Source organism: Nonomuraea sp. NPDC046570 (assembly GCF_040645915.1).
Taxonomy (GTDB): Bacteria; Actinomycetota; Actinomycetes; order Streptosporangiales; family Streptosporangiaceae; genus Nonomuraea.
Genome location: NZ_JBEYZF010000030.1, coordinates 20781 through 38042 on the forward strand (window position 1 = coordinate 20781; position 17262 = coordinate 38042).

Annotated in this window: 18 protein-coding genes; 15 read left to right on the forward strand and 3 right to left on the reverse strand. The window is 70.6% G+C overall.

What is annotated here, in order from left to right; genetic code table 11:
* Positions 1-32: 32 nt before the first annotated feature.
* Together ABZ911_RS33505 and ABZ911_RS33510 are read right to left on the reverse strand one after the other, a co-directional pair.
* Positions 33-1139 (reverse strand): DUF4185 domain-containing protein, encoded by a 1107-nt coding sequence (locus ABZ911_RS33505; protein ID WP_358065198.1) that lies wholly within the window; start codon positions 1137-1139, stop codon positions 33-35.
* A 44-nt stretch (positions 1140-1183) separates the two neighbouring features.
* A complete protein-coding gene (locus tag ABZ911_RS33510; RefSeq protein WP_358065201.1) occupies positions 1184-1381 on the reverse strand; it encodes a hypothetical protein in 198 nt (65 codons plus the stop codon).
* Between the two features lie 172 nt (positions 1382-1553).
* On the opposite strand from ABZ911_RS33510, the gene ABZ911_RS33515 reads away from it, so the two are divergent.
* The 5 genes from ABZ911_RS33515 (at position 1554) to ABZ911_RS33535 (ending at position 7521) form a co-directional block, all read left to right on the forward strand.
* A complete protein-coding gene (locus ABZ911_RS33515; RefSeq protein ID WP_358065204.1) occupies positions 1554-3164 on the forward strand; it encodes an ATP-binding cassette domain-containing protein in 1611 nt (536 codons plus the stop codon).
* 64 nt (positions 3165-3228) lie between these two features.
* Complete coding sequence (locus ABZ911_RS33520; RefSeq protein WP_358065207.1) at positions 3229-4029, forward strand: hypothetical protein; 801 nt, start codon at positions 3229-3231, stop codon at positions 4027-4029.
* Between the two features lie 139 nt (positions 4030-4168).
* Positions 4169-5638, forward strand: coding sequence for a sigma-70 family RNA polymerase sigma factor (locus tag ABZ911_RS33525; RefSeq protein WP_358065210.1), 1470 nt, complete (start codon positions 4169-4171; stop codon positions 5636-5638).
* Positions 5639-5644: 6 nt separating this feature from the next.
* Complete coding sequence (locus ABZ911_RS33530) at positions 5645-6286, forward strand: hypothetical protein (RefSeq protein WP_358065213.1); 642 nt, start codon at positions 5645-5647, stop codon at positions 6284-6286.
* 86 nt (positions 6287-6372) lie between these two features.
* Positions 6373-7521 carry a C40 family peptidase gene (locus ABZ911_RS33535; RefSeq protein WP_358065216.1) on the forward strand — a complete coding sequence of 383 codons (1149 nt, stop codon included), beginning with the start codon at positions 6373-6375 and terminating at the stop codon, positions 7519-7521.
* 3 nt (positions 7522-7524) lie between these two features.
* Here the strand turns inward: ABZ911_RS33535 and ABZ911_RS33540 are convergent, their stop codons facing one another.
* Positions 7525-8022 (reverse strand): inorganic diphosphatase, encoded by a 498-nt coding sequence (locus ABZ911_RS33540; protein ID WP_358065219.1) that lies wholly within the window; start codon positions 8020-8022, stop codon positions 7525-7527.
* 89 nt (positions 8023-8111) lie between these two features.
* On the opposite strand from ABZ911_RS33540, the gene dacB reads away from it, so the two are divergent.
* The 10 genes from dacB to folK all read left to right on the forward strand — a co-directional run bounded on the left by dacB (position 8112) and on the right by folK (position 17253).
* Positions 8112-9515 (forward strand): D-alanyl-D-alanine carboxypeptidase/D-alanyl-D-alanine-endopeptidase, encoded by a 1404-nt coding sequence (dacB, locus tag ABZ911_RS33545; protein WP_358065222.1) that lies wholly within the window; start codon positions 8112-8114, stop codon positions 9513-9515.
* Between the two features lie 24 nt (positions 9516-9539).
* The gene (locus tag ABZ911_RS33550; protein ID WP_358065225.1) at positions 9540-10616 is read left to right on the forward strand and encodes a zinc-dependent metalloprotease; all 1077 of its coding nucleotides are present in this window, start codon (positions 9540-9542) and stop codon (positions 10614-10616) included.
* A 6-nt stretch (positions 10617-10622) separates the two neighbouring features.
* Positions 10623-11624 carry a tRNA lysidine(34) synthetase TilS gene (gene tilS, locus ABZ911_RS33555; protein WP_358065228.1) on the forward strand — a complete coding sequence of 334 codons (1002 nt, stop codon included), beginning with the start codon at positions 10623-10625 and terminating at the stop codon, positions 11622-11624.
* A gap of 11 nt (positions 11625-11635) precedes the next feature.
* Positions 11636-12193, forward strand: coding sequence for a hypoxanthine phosphoribosyltransferase (hpt, locus tag ABZ911_RS33560; RefSeq protein ID WP_358065231.1), 558 nt, complete (start codon positions 11636-11638; stop codon positions 12191-12193).
* A gap of 251 nt (positions 12194-12444) precedes the next feature.
* On the forward strand, positions 12445-14439 hold the full coding sequence (ftsH, locus tag ABZ911_RS33565) for an ATP-dependent zinc metalloprotease FtsH (RefSeq protein ID WP_358065234.1): 1995 nt from the start codon (positions 12445-12447) through the stop codon (positions 14437-14439).
* Complete coding sequence (gene folE, locus ABZ911_RS33570; RefSeq protein ID WP_358065237.1) at positions 14436-15014, forward strand: GTP cyclohydrolase I FolE; 579 nt, start codon at positions 14436-14438, stop codon at positions 15012-15014. Before ftsH ends, folE begins: the two co-directional genes overlap by 4 nt.
* A gap of 113 nt (positions 15015-15127) precedes the next feature.
* Entirely contained in the window at positions 15128-15958 is an 831-nt protein-coding gene (folP, locus tag ABZ911_RS33575) for a dihydropteroate synthase (protein ID WP_358065402.1), read from the forward strand.
* Complete coding sequence (locus ABZ911_RS33580) at positions 15955-16398, forward strand: nuclear transport factor 2 family protein (protein ID WP_358065240.1); 444 nt, start codon at positions 15955-15957, stop codon at positions 16396-16398. The genes folP and ABZ911_RS33580 overlap by 4 nt, the downstream gene beginning before the upstream one ends.
* Complete coding sequence (gene folB, locus ABZ911_RS33585) at positions 16340-16753, forward strand: dihydroneopterin aldolase (RefSeq protein WP_358065243.1); 414 nt, start codon at positions 16340-16342, stop codon at positions 16751-16753. Before ABZ911_RS33580 ends, folB begins: the two co-directional genes overlap by 59 nt.
* Positions 16750-17253 carry a 2-amino-4-hydroxy-6-hydroxymethyldihydropteridine diphosphokinase gene (gene folK, locus ABZ911_RS33590; protein ID WP_358065246.1) on the forward strand — a complete coding sequence of 168 codons (504 nt, stop codon included), beginning with the start codon at positions 16750-16752 and terminating at the stop codon, positions 17251-17253. The genes folB and folK overlap by 4 nt, the downstream gene beginning before the upstream one ends.
* The last annotated feature ends 9 nt before the right edge of the window (positions 17254-17262 follow it).

Sequence of the window (17262 nt, forward strand, 5' to 3'; positions counted from 1 at the left end):
TGCCCACGACGCTCCCGCAGGTCAACCACGATCTAGGACCGGAAGCTCAGGTTCACGAAGCGAGGGCGGTAGATGGTCACGTCCCGGTAGTGGTCGGTGTCGACGAAGCTGTTGACGTTGTAGGAGATCACCAGCTTGCCGCCCTCCCTGATCTCCGGGTGCGCGTGCGCGTTGTAGGTGAAGATGTTCCCCCCGGTCTCCGGCGTCGTGTGCACGACGGTCTTGCCGGTGAACGGCCCGTACGGCGTGCACGAGGTGTAGGCGACGATCCGCGCGCTGAGCGCCTCGGTGGTGTCGTGCGTGATCAGCAGGTAGGCGTCGCCGACCCGGCTGACGCTGTACTCGTTGGCCACCCCGTCCATCACGCGCCCCGAGTCGGCCTCGTGCGCAGACCAGGCGCCCGCCGCGGTGAGGTACTCCCACCGGCCGAGCAGGCTCCTGCCCTCGACCCTGGCGACATGCATGTACTTGGTCGAGCCGTGGTCCTCGACCCCGTACACGTAGGTGTGGCGGCCGTCGCGGTGGAGGCCCGCGGCCCAGGCGACGCCGCGGACGCTCGGCAGGGGATGCACGCTGAGCGGGCGCCGCAGGCGGCCGGGGGAGAAGCGGGCCACCACGTTGCGGTGCCGGCGCCAGTCCCATGCGCCGGCCCCGAAGCGCTCGTACTCCTGGTAGGTCACCTCGACGACGCCGCCGGCCAGGGTGGCGTCGCCCGCCCAGTACCAGTGCTTGCCGTCGCGGGGCGGCATCACGGCCTTGGGGGCCTCGGCGGTGCCGTCGTGGATGGTGACCAGCCTGCCGTGCCGTTCGACCGCGAAGGAGTTGTTGAGGAAGGCGGTGGTGCCGCCCTCCTCGTGGGTCGGCGGGCGGGAGCCGTCCGGGTTGACCTGGCCGAGGAAGGTGTCGGAGAACACCCACAGTTCCTTGCCGCCCGGCAGCCGCAGCGAGTAGGTGCCGTCGGCGCCCGTCCAGTCGTCGAGCCTGTCGTTGTCGTTGCCGTAGTGGGTGAACAGGCTGGTCAGCCGGGTGTTGGTCGAGGAGCCCTGGAAGGCGGGCCGCTCGCACGACAGCGCGGACGCCTGGTGGGGGACGACGGCGACGCCCAGCAGGATCATCGCGAGGAAGAGCAGACGCGGCATCGCAGGCCCCTATCGCTGGGGGAGGGTGCCTCCACTTCTAGTCATCAGATCACTTGATGTCCAGGTCGGCAGGGGATCTTCATACGCGAGACGTTCTCCGACAGCTCGGGCAGCGCCTGGGCGACCTCGACGCCCACCACGTAGCGGTCGAACAGCGCGGCGAACTGCTCGGGATCGTCGCGGGATCGGCGGATCAGCTCTGCGTCGTCGATCTCGACCGCCTCCACCGGCTGTGCGGTCACTCCGGCCCTCGTCGTGGTGTCATGCCCACTGTCTCCCGAAGGGCCGGATCGGGTTCTCGCCGCAGGAGATGCCGGACCGCATGATTCCAGCAGGTCCGTACCGGGGGAAATTAGGATGCCCGCAGGCGAAAACGACGGGTACCCTGCGCGAGGGCCTAGGAAAGGAATCGTTGTGGGGCACGTCGAAGTCGGGCACCTGACCTATGTGTTGCCCGACGGGCGGCCACTGCTGAACGACGTGTCCTTCAGGATCGGCGACGGCGTGAAGGCCGCCCTGGTCGGGCCGAACGGCGCGGGCAAGACCACGCTGATGCGGCTGGTCGCCGGGGACATCCAGCCGGTCGAGGGCAGCGTGACCAGCTCGGGCGGGCTGGGGGTGATGCGGCAGTTCATCGGCAGCGTCCGCGACGACAGCACGGTCCACGACCTGCTGCTCAGCGTCGCCCCTCCGCCGGTACGGCAGGCCGCCGCGCGGCTGGAGAAGGCCGAGCTGGCCATGATGGAGCGCGACGACGAGAAGACCCAGATGCGCTATGCCCAGGCGATCACCGACTACACGGACGCGGGCGGCTACGACATCGAGGTGCTCTGGGACACCTGCACGGTGGCCGCGCTCGGCGTGCCGTACGACAGTGTGAAATATCGGGAGACGTCGACGTTGTCGGGTGGGGAGCAGAAGCGGCTGGTGCTGGAGGCGCTGCTGCGCGGGCCCGACCAGACGCTGCTGCTCGACGAGCCCGACAACTACCTCGACGTGCCGGGCAAGGTGTGGCTGGAGGAGCAGCTCAAGGAGACCTCCAAGACGGTCATGCTGGTCAGCCACGACCGGCAGCTGCTGGCCAACGCCGCCGAGCGCATCGTCACCGTCGAGGGCGGCGGGGTGTGGATCCACGGCAGCGGCTTCGGCACGTACGCCGACGCGCGCAGGGCCCGCAACGAGCGCCTCGACGAGCTGCGCAGGCGCTGGGACGAGGAACACGTCAAGCTGAAGAACCTGGTCAACATGCTGAAGAACAAGGCCAGGTACAACGACGGCATGGCGGCGCCGTACCACGCCGCCATGACGCGGCTGCGCCGGTTCGAGGAGGCGGGCCCGCCCGAGGAGGCGGCGCGCGAGCAGAACATCCGCATGCGCCTGCGCGGCGGACGCACCGGCAAGCGCTCGGTGATCTGCGAGAACCTCGAACTCACCGGCCTGATGAAGCCCTTCGACCTGGAGGTCTGGTACGGCGAGCGGGTCGCCGTGCTCGGCTCGAACGGCTCGGGCAAGTCCCACTTCCTGCGCCTGATCGCCGGCGAGCAGGTCAGGCACGAGGGCGTCGCCAGGCTCGGCGCCCGCGTCGTGCCCGGCCACTTCGCGCAGACGCACTCCAGGCCGGACCTGCTCGGCCGGACACCGTGCGAGATCGTGATGACCGAGCACGCCAGGCTCAAGAACGAGGCGATGAAGGTCCTGTCCCGGTACGAACTGGCCGGGCTGGTGGCCGACCAGCGCTTCGACACGCTCTCCGGCGGCCAGCAGGCGCGCTTGCAGATCCTGCTGCTGGAACTGTCGGGGGCCACGCTGCTGCTGCTCGACGAGCCGACCGACAACCTGGACCTGGCCAGTGCCGAGGCCCTGCAGATCGGCCTGAACGCCTTCGAGGGCACGGTCGTCGCGGTCACCCACGACCGATGGTTCGCCGCCGACTTCGACAGGTTCCTGGTGTTCGGCTCCGACGGAATGGTCTACGAGGCACCCGAGCCGGTATGGGATGAGTCGCGGGTGGTCCGGAAGCGTTAAAGAGTTGGTACGGCAGGCGCGTGTCCCCGCCTGCCGTACCCAGAAAACCGGCTATCACGGCAAAGTGATCCTGCGTAGTCGAATCGTCAGCGTCCTCGCACTGGGGACGATCGCCCTCGCCGGCTGCTCCAGTGAGAAGCCGACCAGCGCCCAGCTCAAGCCGCTGGCGCTCAAGGAGCAAGCCTCCACCATCGTCAAGTCCGGCGACGGATACGTGGTCAACTGGGCGGCCGTGCTCACCAACAGCAATCCGTGGCACTTCGGCGAGAACGCGGTGGCCACGGTCATCGGGCGGGACGCCAAGGGCGCCGAGGTGGTCCGCATGGACCAGCCGCTCGACGCGGTGCCGCCGGCCGGGTCGCTGGCGTTCACCGGGCAGGCCGCGGCGGCGGTGAAGCCGGTCAAGGTGACCATCGACTACCGCTCGGCGCAGTGGCGGCCGGCGGCCCGCATCACCTCGGCGTTCAAGCCCTTCCCGGTCTCGCGGGTGCTGACCACCCCGCAGAAGGACGGGACCTACCTGATCACCGGTGAGGTGTCCAACCCGTTCTCGCTGCCCGCGAGCAGCCTGGTGATCAGCGCGATGCTGCGCGACAAGGCGGGCAAGCTGCTCGGCGGGGGCAGCACGTTCGTGGACGACGTGGTGGCCGGCCGGCCGCCGAGGTTCATCCTCACGGTCAGTGGGGTGCCCAAGGGGGCCAAGGTGGAGAGCACCGAGGTGGCGGCGCGGACGTGGGGGTCCACGGGGCGGCCGTACGAGGAGCTCGCGCTCGGCGGCGCGCTGCCGGTGTACACCTCCAAGCCGGTCACGGAGCCGTTCGCGAAGGACCGGGGCCGTCAGGCGTTCCCGTCGGACAAGCAATAACTAATAAGGCGAAAAATCCGGTATTTGGCCAGGTGGGCAGCAGGAGTTTCGGCAAAGATCCTGGCCCGGTGAATATGCGTGAAGTCATTGCCGTAGAATCGGTAGAACTGTTAGTTACCAATCCATTACCTTCGGTCATATGAATGACCGCGACCTGGTCGAGGCGCTGCGCGCTCGCGATCCAGGTGCCCTGGCTGCCCTGTACGACACCCACGCCGAAGCCGTCTACCGATACTGCTGGTCGCTGCTCATGAGCGCCGACAGCGCCCAGGTCGCCCTGCGTGACACGCTGATCGCGGCGGAGGCGCACGCCGGCTCGCTGGCCGACCCGGACAGGCTGCGGCCGTGGCTGCTGGCGCTGGCTCGCGGCGAGTGCCTGCGGCGCCGGCTCTCCGGGCCGCCGCAGGCCGGGCTCGCCCTGGTCGAGGCGTCGCCGCTGGACGACCCCGACGACGCCGACCTGCGGGTGATGGCCTGGAACGCCGTGCAGGCCCTGGAGCCGCCCGAGCGCGAGATCCTGGAGCTGGCCACCAGGCACGACCTGTCCACCGACGATGTCGCGGCGGTCCTCGGGGGTACGCCGCGCCAGATCGGCGCCGACCACGACCTGTCCCGCGAACGGCTCGGCGACGCGATCACCGCCGAGATCCTGGCCAGGAAGGGCCCCTACGACTGCCCGCTGCGGGCCCGCATCCTCACCGGGTTCTCCGGCGAGCTGACCCTGGAGATGCGCGAGCAGGTCATCAGGCACCTGAGCCGCTGCGGGACCTGCGAGCCGCACCGCGCCCGCCAGGTCTCGGCCGCGAAGGTCTTCGAGCTGCTGCCCACGGTGGCGCTGCCCGAGACGCTCAAGGTCAGGGTGATGAGCTGCTTCGTCGACCCCGAGCTGGAGCCCTACCGCCTCTACGTCGCCCGGAGGTCGGCGGCGCTCGACGCGAACGGATTTCCCGTACTCCAGGAAGGGCGCCGCTGGCGGCCGGCCGTGGCGGGCGCGCTGGCCGCGGTGGCTACTGCCGCTGCGATCGTGATGATCTTCAACTTCTTCGGCCGGGAGGGCGGCGAGGGGCTGAGCGGGGTCGCCTCGGAGGCGTTCCCCGCGCCGGGCGAGCCGCCGGGCATCCGGCTGCCCTGGGAGGCGGCGCCGCGTCAGTCCCCGGTCCAGGTCGAGCCCATCCTGGACAGCACGGCGACCTACCCGATCGGGGCGAATCGCTCCACCGCGCCGATCACCGTGATCGCACCCGACACCGGTCCGATCCGCGTCGCCGACCCGCTGCCCACGCCCACCGGCGGGCCCGGCCCGCGCCCGACCGGCGGCCCGGTTGACCCGCCGACCGGCCCGGTCGACCCGCCCACCCCGTCCGACCGCGGCTCCCATGACCCGACGCCCACGGAGACCCCCACCCAGACGCCCACCCAGTCCCCCACCCTGACGCCCACCGAAACCCCCACCCAGCCCCCCACCCGGCCGCCCTCGCAGGAGCCCACCCCGGCACCCACCCACACCCCCGCCGAGCCCCCCACCCAGACGCCCACGCACACCGCCGCCCCGACGCCCACGCGGGAGCCGACCACCACGGCTCCGCAGGAGAGCCCGACGGGCGGCTGAGGCGCGGTGGAGACCTACATCGTGCGCGGCCACCGGGTCTGCCCGCGCCCCATCCCCGAGGAACTCGCGGACCTGGTGCCCCGCGTCCACCACGCCGAGTGGCCCACCTGGCTCGACCCCGGACCGCGCATGCTCAGGGACCTGCTGGAACTGTGCCGCCTGCAGACCGCCCGCGGCCTCGCCACCCTGTGCTGGCTGGCCGAGGGCAGCGCCCCCGCCGACCTCGACTGGCTGTGGCCCGCCTGCCGCCTCACCGGCAACAGACAGGACCGCCTGTACGGCGCCGCCGCGGCCGTCCCCGACCCCGTCCACGCCCTGGTGACCGCCAACTGGACCTGGGTGCTCGCCACCCCCCACGGCGGCCGGGTGACCGCCCCGTACCTGGCCAGCACCGCCTACCCGCGCGACGGCGACCGGTCCGCGCGCGCCACGGTGACCCTCTTCCAGACCTATGAACGCCACCCCGAGGCGCGGGCCGCGATCGCCGCGGCCTGGGCGGCCGGCCGGGTCGCCGCAGACTGGTGCAAAGCCGCCGAACTCCACACCGAGTACGGCAGCCAGACCCCGGTCTTCACCTACCCCCGCAGCCCCGAATCCCCTTCGGTCGGCCTCCGGCCGTGGCTGAAACGCCTGCTCCGCCTGCGGTAATCACGTTGTGTGAGTGGCGCGTGTGCGGAACGTGACGATGGGGAATTGTGTGCATAGAGTGACCATCCATGCGCGAGGGGGTTCCTATGCACGCCGCACGAACGGGGCTGGCGGCCGCCTGCTGCCTGGCCGCCGTCCTGGGTTCGCCGGCCCTGCTGTCCGGGGCACTGGCCGAACCCGCCCCGTCGGCGGGCGAGGTCGCCGAGGCCCGTAAGACCGTACGAGAACGGGCCAGGGCGCTGGGCGCGGCCAGCGCGAAGCTCGCCGCCGCCGAGGCCCGCCTCGACGAGCTGGCCACCCGCTCCGAACGCATGGTCGAAACCTACAACGGCGAGCTGGTACGGCTGGCCCAGGCCAGACGGGCCGGCAGCGACGCCCAGGCCAAGCTGCGAGCCGCCGAGGCCAGGGTGGAGGAGGCCAGAACCTCGGTCGCGGCGATCGCCGCGCAGAGCTACGGCGGCGTCGACTTCAGCAAGCCGGTCGTGAACATGCTCGCCGACCAGGGCGGCGACCGGGACTTCCTGCACCGGGCCAGCATGATGGAGCAGCTCAGCGGCGAACAGGGCGAGATCCTGAAGAACGTCCGCGACGCCCAGACGGTCGCCGGGATCCTGCGCGAGCAGGCCGCGGAGACCTACGCGGAGCAGCAGGCGGCCGCCGAGCGGGCGGAGGAGGCGAAGGCCGCGGCCGAAGAGGCGGTCACCGGGCAGGTCTCCGAGACCAAGCGGATCAAGGCGCTGAAGAGGCGGCTGGAGACACGGGTCGAAGCCGCGCGCGGCGAGGCCGAACGCCTGGCCAGGGAACGCGCCGCCGCCCTGGAGCGGGCCCGGTGGGAGAGGGAGAGCCTGAAGGCGTGGGGGTACGGCTCGGAGATGGGGGACGTCGCGGCCAACTGGGCGCTCACCCAGCTCGGCAAGCCGTACGTCTGGGCGGCGGACGGGCCGTCGAGCTACGACTGCTCGGGGCTCACCATGCGGGCGTGGGAGCGGGTCGGCGTGCGGATCGACCACTGGACGGGCACCCAGTGGACCTCGGGCCCGCACGTCCCGCTCGACCAGTTGCGCCGCGGCGACCTACTGTTCTTCGGCCGCGTCACCGCCAACCCCGGCGACATCCACCATGTGGGGATCTATGTGGGCCGGGACCTGATGGTGCACGCCCCGCAGACGGGTGACGTCGTGCGGGTCGCCTCGATGTGGCGGCGGGACCTGGTCGGCGCGACCAGGCCCCGCTGAGCCTCAGTGACCGTGGTAGCCCTGCTCCTTGGCCCGCTCGATCGACTTGACGATCTCGGCCTCGGCCTCGACCCGGCCGACCCAGTTGGCGCCCTCGACCGACTTGCCCGGCTCCAGGTCCTTGTAGACCTCGAAGAAGTGCTGGATCTCCAGGCGGTCGAACTCCGGAACGTGGTGGATGTCGCGGATGTGCTCCATTCGGGGATCGGTGGCGGGGACGCACAGGACCTTGTCGTCACCGCCCTTCTCGTCGGTCATGCGGAACATCCCGACGGCCCGGCAGGTGATGTAACAGCCGGGGAACGTCGGCTCCTGCAACAGCACGAGGGCGTCCAGGGGGTCGCCGTCCTCACCGAGGGTGTGCTCGATGAAGCCGTAGTCGGCGGGGTACTGCGTGGACGTGAACAGCAGTCGGTCCAGCCTGATCCGGCCGGTCTCGTGGTCCACCTCGTACTTGTTCCGTTGCCCCTTGGGAATCTCAACGACAACGTCGAACTCCACCGCGGTTCCTCCGCTCAAGCCCCCGGGCACCCCCGGTTGGGCGTTAATGTCTCGTAGGCGAACTACCCATAGGAGAGAGGGCAGGCGACGTGGCACGGCGCGAGCGGTGGGTGGCGTTGACCACACTCGCCATGCTCCAGGCCGTGACGATCGCCACCGGCGTCTATGCGGTGACGAACGACTTCAGCCTGGGCGCGCTGACGAGGCGGACGCCACAGCCGGACGTGCCGGCGGAACCACCCCCCGTCCCGGTGATCACCGCGGGGCCGGTACTGGCCTCGGGTGGGGACGGACCTCTCCCGACTAAGGGTACTTTGACGCGGCAGCTCACCACCGCGCTGGGGGACAAAGCACTGGGGGACCGAGTGGGCGCGGTCGTGCTGGACGCCGCCACCGGGGAGCCGATCTTCGCCGCCAACGCCGACGCCGGCATCACCCCCGCCTCGACCACCAAGGTCGTCACGTGCGTGGCCGCGCTCGCCTCGCTGGGCCCCGACGCCCGCCTGTCCACCCGTGTGGTCCAGGGCCGTACGGCGGGCTCGATCGTGCTGGTCGGCGGCGGTGACCCGACGCTCGCCGGCCCCTCGGCCAAGCCCGGCGCCTACCCCAAGCAGGCCTCCCTCGCGGTGCTCGCCTCGCGCACCGCCGCCGCGCTCAAGAAGGCCGGCCAGACCAAGGTCACGCTCTCCTACGACGCGTCCCTGTTCACCGGCCCGGTCTTCGGCCCCGGCTGGAAGCCCAACTACGTCCCCGAGGGCAATGTGGCCCCGGTCAGCGCGCTCGCCATCGACGAGGGCAGGCAGCACCCGTCCAGCTCGACCCCGCGCGTCTCCGACCCCGCCCGCTTCGCCGCCACCGCCTTCGCCCGACTCCTCGGCAAGTACGGCATCGGCGTCGCCAAGACCGTCCGCCCCGCCAAGGCCCCCGCCGGCACCGCCGAACTCGGCGAGGTCATGTCCGCCCCCGTCTACGCGCTGGTGGAACGCGCGCTGACGCAGAGCGACAACGACCTGTCGGAGGCGCTGGCCAGGCACGTCGCGCTCAAGGAGGGCCGGCCAGGCTCCTTCGAGGGCGCCTCGAAGGCCACCATGGAGGTGCTCGGGCGGCTCGGCGCGTCCAAGGGCATCCAGGTCCACGACGGCAGCGGCCTGTCCACCAGGAACCGCATCAGCGCCGACGGCCTGGCCCGGCTGCTGGCGGTCGCCGCCGGCTCCCGGCACCCCGGGCTGCGCCCGGTCCTGTCCGGCATGCCGATCGCCGGCTTCACCGGCACCCTCGGCCACCGCTTCACCCGAAGCGACAGCAAGAGCGAGGTCGGCATCGTCAGAGCGAAGACCGGCACCCTCAACAACGTCAACACCCTCGCGGGGCTGGCCACCACCAGGGACGGACGGCTGGTCACCTTCGCCTTCATGGCCGACCGGGTCCCGCCCGGGTGGGGCAAGGCGGAGGCTGCGCTGGACCGGCTCGCGGCCATCGTCGCGCGCTCATAGACAGGAGCACGTACGGTGGACGGTATGCAGGTGATCGATTGGGATCTGGCCGTCGCGACCGGCACGCGCCTGGTGCGCCCCGGTCCCCAGGTAAGCAGCTCTGAGGCCAGGCAGGCCGTCGCCGACCTGCGCACTCTCTCCCGTGAAGCAGAAGGGCACGTGCGCGAGTTCACCAAGATCGACACGGGTACGCCGCCGGAGGCGGCCACCGTCGTCGACCGGCCCGGGTGGATCAAAGCCAACGTCGAGGGCTTCCGCGTCGTGCTCGAACCGCTGACCGAGCGGATGAGCAGCAGAATCAACCAGCCGCCCGCCATCGTCTCCGCCGTCGGCTCCCGCATCACGGGCGTCGAGGTCGGCGCGGTCCTGGCCTTCCTCGCCTCACGCGTCCTCGGCCAGTACGAGCTGTTCCTGCCGCCCGACCCCACGGGCCGCGAGCCCATCGGCAGGCTCACCCTGGTCGCGCCCAACATCGTGCACGCCGAGCGGGAGATGGGCGTGCAGCCGCGCGACTTCCGGCTCTGGGTCTGCCTGCACGAGGAGACGCACCGGGTGCAGTTCACCGGGGTGCCGTGGCTGCGCGAGTACGTCCGCGCGCAGATGACCGAGTTCCTGCTCGCCTCCGACCTCGACCTGCCCACCCTGCTGGAGCGCCTGCGCAGCGCCGCCGACACGGTCGCCGAGGTGGTCCGCGGCGGCGAGGGCAACCTGATCGACGCGATCCAGACGCCGGAGCAGAAGGAGATCCTCGACCGGCTCACCGCGGTGATGACACTGGTGGAGGGCCACGGCGACTACGTGATGGACGCGGTCGGCCCCTCGGTGGTGCCGACGGTGGCCGACATCAGGGCCAAGTTCAGCCAGCGCCGCGAGGGCGGCTCCCGCCTCGACCGCACCATGCGCCGCCTGCTCGGCCTCGACCTCAAGATGAAGCAGTACGCCGAAGGCTCGGCCTTCGTGCACGCCGTGGTGGCCAGGGCCGGCATGGACGGCTTCAACAAGGTCTGGACCTCGCCCGAGACGCTGCCGACGCTGGCCGAGATCGCCGCCCCCGACACCTGGATCGCCAGGGTCATCGGCCCGGAAGCCCTCCCCGCCTGATCGGTCATGGGCCCACATCCCGCGGTCGCCGACGTGCGCCGGGCCGTCCGGCAGGCGCTGGCCGGCCTCCGGCGGGACGACCTCGTCCTCGCCGCGTGCAGCGGCGGGGCCGACTCCCTGGCGCTGGCCGCCGCGCTCGGCTTCGTCGCGCCCAGGGCGGGGTTCAGGGCCGGTCTGCTGACGGTCGACCACCAGTTGCAGGACGGGTCGGCGGCGCGCGCGCAGAAGGTGACCGCGCTGGCGGCCGGGCTGGGGCTCGGCCCGGCCGAGGTGCTCGTCGTGCGGGTCGGCACCGAGGGCGGCCCCGAGGCGGCCGCCCGCGAGGCCAGATACCAGGCGCTGGGCGAGGCGGCCGACCGGCTCGGCGCCGCGACGGTGCTGCTCGGGCACACCCGCGACGACCAGGCGGAGACCGTCCTGCTGGGGCTGGCGCGGGGCAGCGGCACCAGGTCGCTGTCCGGCATGGCCGCCGTAGCGGGGCGCTACCGCAGGCCCTTCCTCGAACTGGGGCGGGCCACCACCCAGGCGGCGTGCGCGGCGCTCGGCCTGGACTACTGGGACGACCCGCACAACGACGATCCCCGCTTCACCCGGGTGAAGGTGAGGTCCAGGGTGCTTCCGGTGCTGGAGGCGGAGCTGGGGCCGGGGGTGGCGCAGGCGCTCGCGCGGACGGCCGGGCTGGCGCGGGAGGACGCGGACGCGCTCGACGAGTGGGCGGACCGGGCCTATCGGGATTGCGCTCTTAGCGATATCGCGGGGGCGGTGACGCTGGCCGTACCGGCCCTGGAAGGGCTTCCCGGGGCCGTTCGGCGGCGGGTGCTGCGGCGGGCCGCGATCGCGGCGGGAGCGCCCCCCGGGGCGCTGTCGGCGGGCCATGTGCAGGCTGCCGACCGGCTCGTCACCGCGTGGCGCGGGCAGGGAGCCGCGGACCTACCCGGGGGGGTGGCCGTGGTCAGGCGATATGGCACCCTGATACTCGCCAAGCACCACGCACGCCCCGTCTCGTAAGGAATTCCCAGGTGGACGCAGCCGACATGGGCACGGACCTCGAGAAGGTCCTCATCCCCGAGGACGAGCTCCAGGCAAAGATCAGAGAGCTGGCCGCCCAGATCGACGAGGACTACGCGGGCAAGGACCTGCTCATCGTCGGAGTGCTGAAGGGCGCCGTCATGGTGATGGCCGACCTGGCCAGAGCGCTGCACCTGCCGGTGCAGATGGACTGGATGGCCGTCTCGTCGTACGGCGCGGGCACCAAGTCCTCCGGCGTCGTGCGGGTCCTCAAGGACCTCGACAACGACATCATGGGCCGCCACGTGCTGATCGTCGAGGACATCATCGACTCCGGCCTGACCCTGCACTGGCTGATCGAGAACCTGAAGTCGCGCGACCCGGCCAGCCTGGAGATCTGCGCGGCGCTCCGCAAGCCGGACGCGGTCAAGGTGCCGATCGACGTCAAGTACATCGGCTTCGACATCCCCAACGAGTTCGTCATCGGCTATGGCCTCGACTACGCCGAGAGCTACCGCAATCTGCCCTTCATCGGGACACTCGCCCCCCACGTGTACGGGGCCGTGTAGGTCCGGGCAGTCCTGACATTGCCCGCTGGGCCGGGAACACCGCACGACCTGACGTACGTTGGTAGGGCAAGGCCGGAGGAGCGGGCAGTGACCCTGCGCCCTCCCCGGTGTACCTTCTGACACCTAGGGGGTGACCTCGTGTCGCCCTCGGGTAGTCAGTAGGAGCGGCTCAGGATGCCGCAGCCCCGGGGTGACCCGGGGTTCCAGGCCATGGTCAGGAAGGGACGGGCCCGCAAGGGGTTCCGCATCGGATGGATCTCAAGCGATTTACACGTGGGCCACTGCTGTGGATCCTGGGCATCGTCGTGCTTCTCCTGCTCGTCACCACGATGTGGAGCGGTGACGGCAACTTCAAGACGGCGGACACCTCCACGGCCCTCCAACAGCTCAAGAGCGGCAATGTCAGCAATGCCAAGGTCGTCGACAAGGACCAGCGCATCGAGCTGACTCTCCATAACGCGGTCTCGGTCAAGGCCGGCGACGCGCCGGTCAAGCTGATCCAGGCCTCCTGGGTCACCGGCCAGGGTCCCCAGCTCGTCGAAGAGCTGGAGAAGCAGGTCGCCGCAGGCAAGACGAAGAGCTTCACCGTGGACGTGCCGCGGGAGAACTTCCTGGTCGGCCTGCTGGTGAGCTTCCTGCCGTTCGTCATCATCGTGCTGTTCTTCCTGTTCATCATGAACCAGATGCAGGGCGGCGGCTCGCGGGTGATGAACTTCGGCAAGTCCAAGGCGAAGCTGATCACCAAGGACACCCCGAAGACCACCTTCGCCGACGTCGCCGGAGCCGACGAGGCCATCGAGGAACTCCAGGAGATCAAGGAGTTCCTGCAGGCCCCGGCCAAGTTCCAGGCGATCGGCGCCAAGATCCCCAAGGGCGTGCTGCTGTACGGCCCGCCCGGCACCGGCAAGACGCTGCTCGCCCGCGCGGTCGCGGGTGAGGCGGGCGTCCCCTTCTACTCCATCTCCGGCTCCGACTTCGTCGAGATGTTCGTCGGCGTCGGCGCCTCGCGTGTCCGCGACCTGTTCGAGCAGGCCAAGGCCAACGCCCCGGCGATCATCTTCATCGACGAGATCGACGCCGTCGGCCGCCACCGCGGCGCCGGCCTGGGCGGCGGTCACGACGAGCGCGAGCAGACGCTGAACCAGCTCCTCGTCGAGATGGACGGCTTCGACGTCAAGGGCGGCGTGATCCTCATCGCCGCGACGAACCGGCCCGACATCCTCGACCCGGCGCTGCTGCGTCCCGGCCGCTTCGACCGCCAGGTCACCGTCGACCGGCCCGACCTGGAGGGCCGTAAGGGCATCCTCAAGGTGCACGGCCGGGGCAAGCCGTTCTCGCCCGACGTCGACCTCGACGTCATCGCGCGCAGGACGCCCGGCTTCACCGGCGCCGACCTGGCCAACGTGATCAACGAGGCGGCGCTGCTCACCGCGCGCGCCGACCAGAAGCTGATCACGATGGAGCTGCTGGAGGAGTCGATCGACCGCGTCATGGCAGGCCCTGAGCGCAAGACCAGGGTGATGTCGGACAAGGAGAAGAAGATGATCGCGTACCACGAGGGCGGCCACGCCCTGGTGGCCCACGCGCTTCCCAACTCCGACCCGGTCCACAAGATCACGATCCTGTCTCGTGGCCGCGCGCTCGGTTACACCATGACCCTGCCGATGGAGGACAAGTTCCTCGCCACCCGGTCGGAGATGATGGACCAGCTCGCGATGCTGCTCGGCGGTCGCGCGGCGGAGGAGCTCGTCTTCCACGAGCCCACCACCGGCGCCTCCAACGACATCGAGAAGGCCACGGCCGTCGCCCGCCGCATGGTGACCGAGTACGGCATGAGCGAGCAGCTCGGCGCCCGTAAGTTCGGCACCGGCAACGCCGAGGTGTTCCTCGGCCGCGAGATGGGCCACGAGCGCGACTACTCCGAGAAGATCGCCTCGACGATCGACGAGGAAGTCCGCCGGATGATCGAGACCGCGCACGACCAGGCGTGGGACATCCTCGTCGAATACCGTGACGTGCTCGACAACCTGGTGCTCGAACTCATGGAGAAGGAGACCCTCTCCCGCCAGCAGGTGGTGGAGATCTTCTCGTCCGTGGTCGTCAGGGAGCACCGTCCGTCCTACGCGGGCTACGGCAAGCGGCTCCCCTCGGACCGCCCGCCGATCCTGACCCCGAAGGAGCAGGTCGGCAACGGGTCGATCACCTCGGGGCACCAGGAAGCCCTGCCGTCCGGAGACTCTGCGTGAAGTACGACAACGTCGACCTGGCCCGGATCGAGAAGGCCGTCCGTGAGATCCTCTACGCCATCGGCGAGGATCCCGACCGCGACGGCCTGCTCGACACCCCGGGCCGGGTCGCCCGCGCCTACGCCGAGCAGTTCTCCGGGCTGCGCCAGACCCCCGAGGACGTGCTGACCAAGGTCTTCGACGTCGACCACGACGAGATGGTCCTGGTCAAGGACATCGAGGTCTACTCCACCTGCGAGCACCACCTCGTCCCCTTCCACGGCGTGGCCCACGTGGGCTACATCCCCAATGAGAAGGGGCAGGTCACCGGCCTGTCCAAGCTGGCCAGGCTGGTCGACGTCTTCGCCCGCAGGCCGCAGGTCCAGGAGCGGATGACCTCGCAGATCGCCGACGCCCTGATGCGGGTGCTGGAGCCGCGCGGGGTGATCGTGGTGATGGAGTGCGAGCACCTCTGCATGACGATGCGCGGGGTGCGCAAGCCCGGCGCCAAGACCCTCACCTCGGCCGTCCGCGGCGACTTCCGGGCCAGTGACAAGACCCGTGCCGAGGCCATGTCGCTGATCCTGAGCCGCTGACGCCATCCTGAGGGGAAACGGGCATCCTGGGCATCGAGCGGTCGGCGGGAGCGCCTAGGCTTGGGCGCATGAAGTGCGTGCCGGGGCTGCCTGCCGAGGATCGGTGCCTCGTCATGGGCGTGGTCAACGTGACCCCTGATTCATTCTCCGACGGCGGGCTGTGGTTCGACGAGGCCGCGGCCGTCCGCCACGGCCTGGAGCTGGTCGCCGAAGGGGCCGACATCGTCGACGTGGGCGGCGAGTCCACCAGGCCTGGCGCGGCCAGGGTGTCCCTGGAGGAGGAGCTGGCCCGGGTCGTGCCCGTGATCAGGGCGCTGAGCGCCGAAGGTGTGGCGGTCAGCGTCGACACCATGCGGGCCGATGTGGCCAGGGCCGCCGTCGAGGCGGGGGCCCGGCTGGTCAACGACGTGAGCGGCGGGCTGGCCGACCCCGACATGCCGAGGGTGGTGGCCGCTACCGGCGTGCCGTACGTGGTGATGCACTGGCGTGGGCACAGCCATGACATGGACAACCGGGCGGTCTACTCCGACGTGGTCGCCGAGGTGTGCGAGGAGCTGTCCAAGCGGGTCGCCACCGTGCTGGCCGAGGGTGTCGCGGAGAGCCAGATCGTGCTCGACCCCGGGCTGGGCTTCGCCAAGAACGCCGAACACAACTGGGCGGTGCTGGCCGGCATGGACCGGCTGGCCGAGCTGGGCTACCCGCTGCTGATCGGGGCGTCGCGCAAGAGGTTCCTCGGGCGGCTGCTGGCCGGCTCCGACGGCACCCCGCGGACCTTCGACCGCAGCGACGCGGCGACGCTGGCGGTCACCGCGCTGGCCGCCGAGGCGGGCGCCTGGTGCGTACGCGTGCACGACGTCGCTCCCAACGCCGACGCGGTCCGGGTGGCCGCCGCGTGGCGGGGCGCCGTACAGACGTCAGGGCGAGAGGCGGAAAGGAGCATATGAGCGTCGACATCTCCGCGATCGAGACGGTCAACCAGGCCTTCTACACCGCGATCGAGGACGCCGACCTCGACCGGATGACCGAGATCTGGGCCGAGGACTCCGGCGACGACCTGGTGAGCTGCGTACATCCGGGGTGGTCCCTGCTGGCCGGGCGGGCGGAGGTGCTGCGATCGTGGGCGCTCATCATGGCCAACACGACCTACATCCAGTTCGTGCTGACCGACGTGAACACCAACGTGCTCGGCGATGTCGCCGTCCTCACCTGTGTGGAGAACATCCTGACCGCGGGTGACGAAGGTGATTCCAGCTTCGCGGCGGGCAAGGTGGTGGCGAGCAACGTCTACATCAAGACCGCGCAGGGCTGGCGGCTGTGGATGCACCATGGCTCGCCGGTGCTGCAGAGCGACGACGAGGAAGAGGAAGGCGACCTTGAGCGCTGACCGGATCGCGCTGACCGGCCTGCGGGCCCGGGGCAGGCACGGGGTGCTCCCCGCCGAGCGGGAGCTCGGCCAGGAGTTCGTGGTCGACGCGACGCTGTTCCTCGACACCGCCCCCGCCGCGGCCGGCGACGACCTCACCAAGACCGTCCACTACGGCGAGCTGGCCCAGGCGCTCGTCGCGGTCGTCGAGGGCGAGCCGGTCGACCTGATCGAGACGCTCGCCCAGCGGCTGGCCGACGTGTGCCTGGCCAGTGAGCTGGTTCAGGCGGCCGAGGTGAGTGTGCACAAGCCGGCCGCACCGATTCCGCTGCCCTTCGACGACGTGGTCGTCACGATTCTCCGGAGGCGCGTATGAAAGCCGTCCTCGCTCTCGGCAGCAACCTCGGCAGGCGGTTCCAGACCCTGCAGGGCGCGCTCGACACGCTGTTCGACGCGCCGGGGCTGGAGTTCGTCGCGGTCTCGCCGGTGTACGAGACCGACCCGGTGGGCGGGCCCGAGGGGCAGAAGCCGTACCTCAACGCGGTCGTGGTCGTGGAGACCACGCTCGATCCGGCGACCCTGCTGGAGCGGGCGCAGAGCGTCGAGAACGCCTTCGGCCGCGAGCGCGTCGAGCGCTTCGGGCCGCGCACGCTGGACGTCGACCTCATCGTGGTGGGCACGGAGTCCTCCGACGATCCCGAGCTGACGCTGCCGCACCCGCGCGTACACGAGCGGGCCTTCGTGCTGGTCCCGTGGTCACAGGCCGACCCGGACGCGGTCGTGCCCGGCCGCGGTACGGTGGCCGAACTGCTGGCGGGCCTCGACCAGAGCGGGGTGCGCCTGCGGCCTGACATGAGACTGCAGAGGCCCGATTGAGTTCGTGGG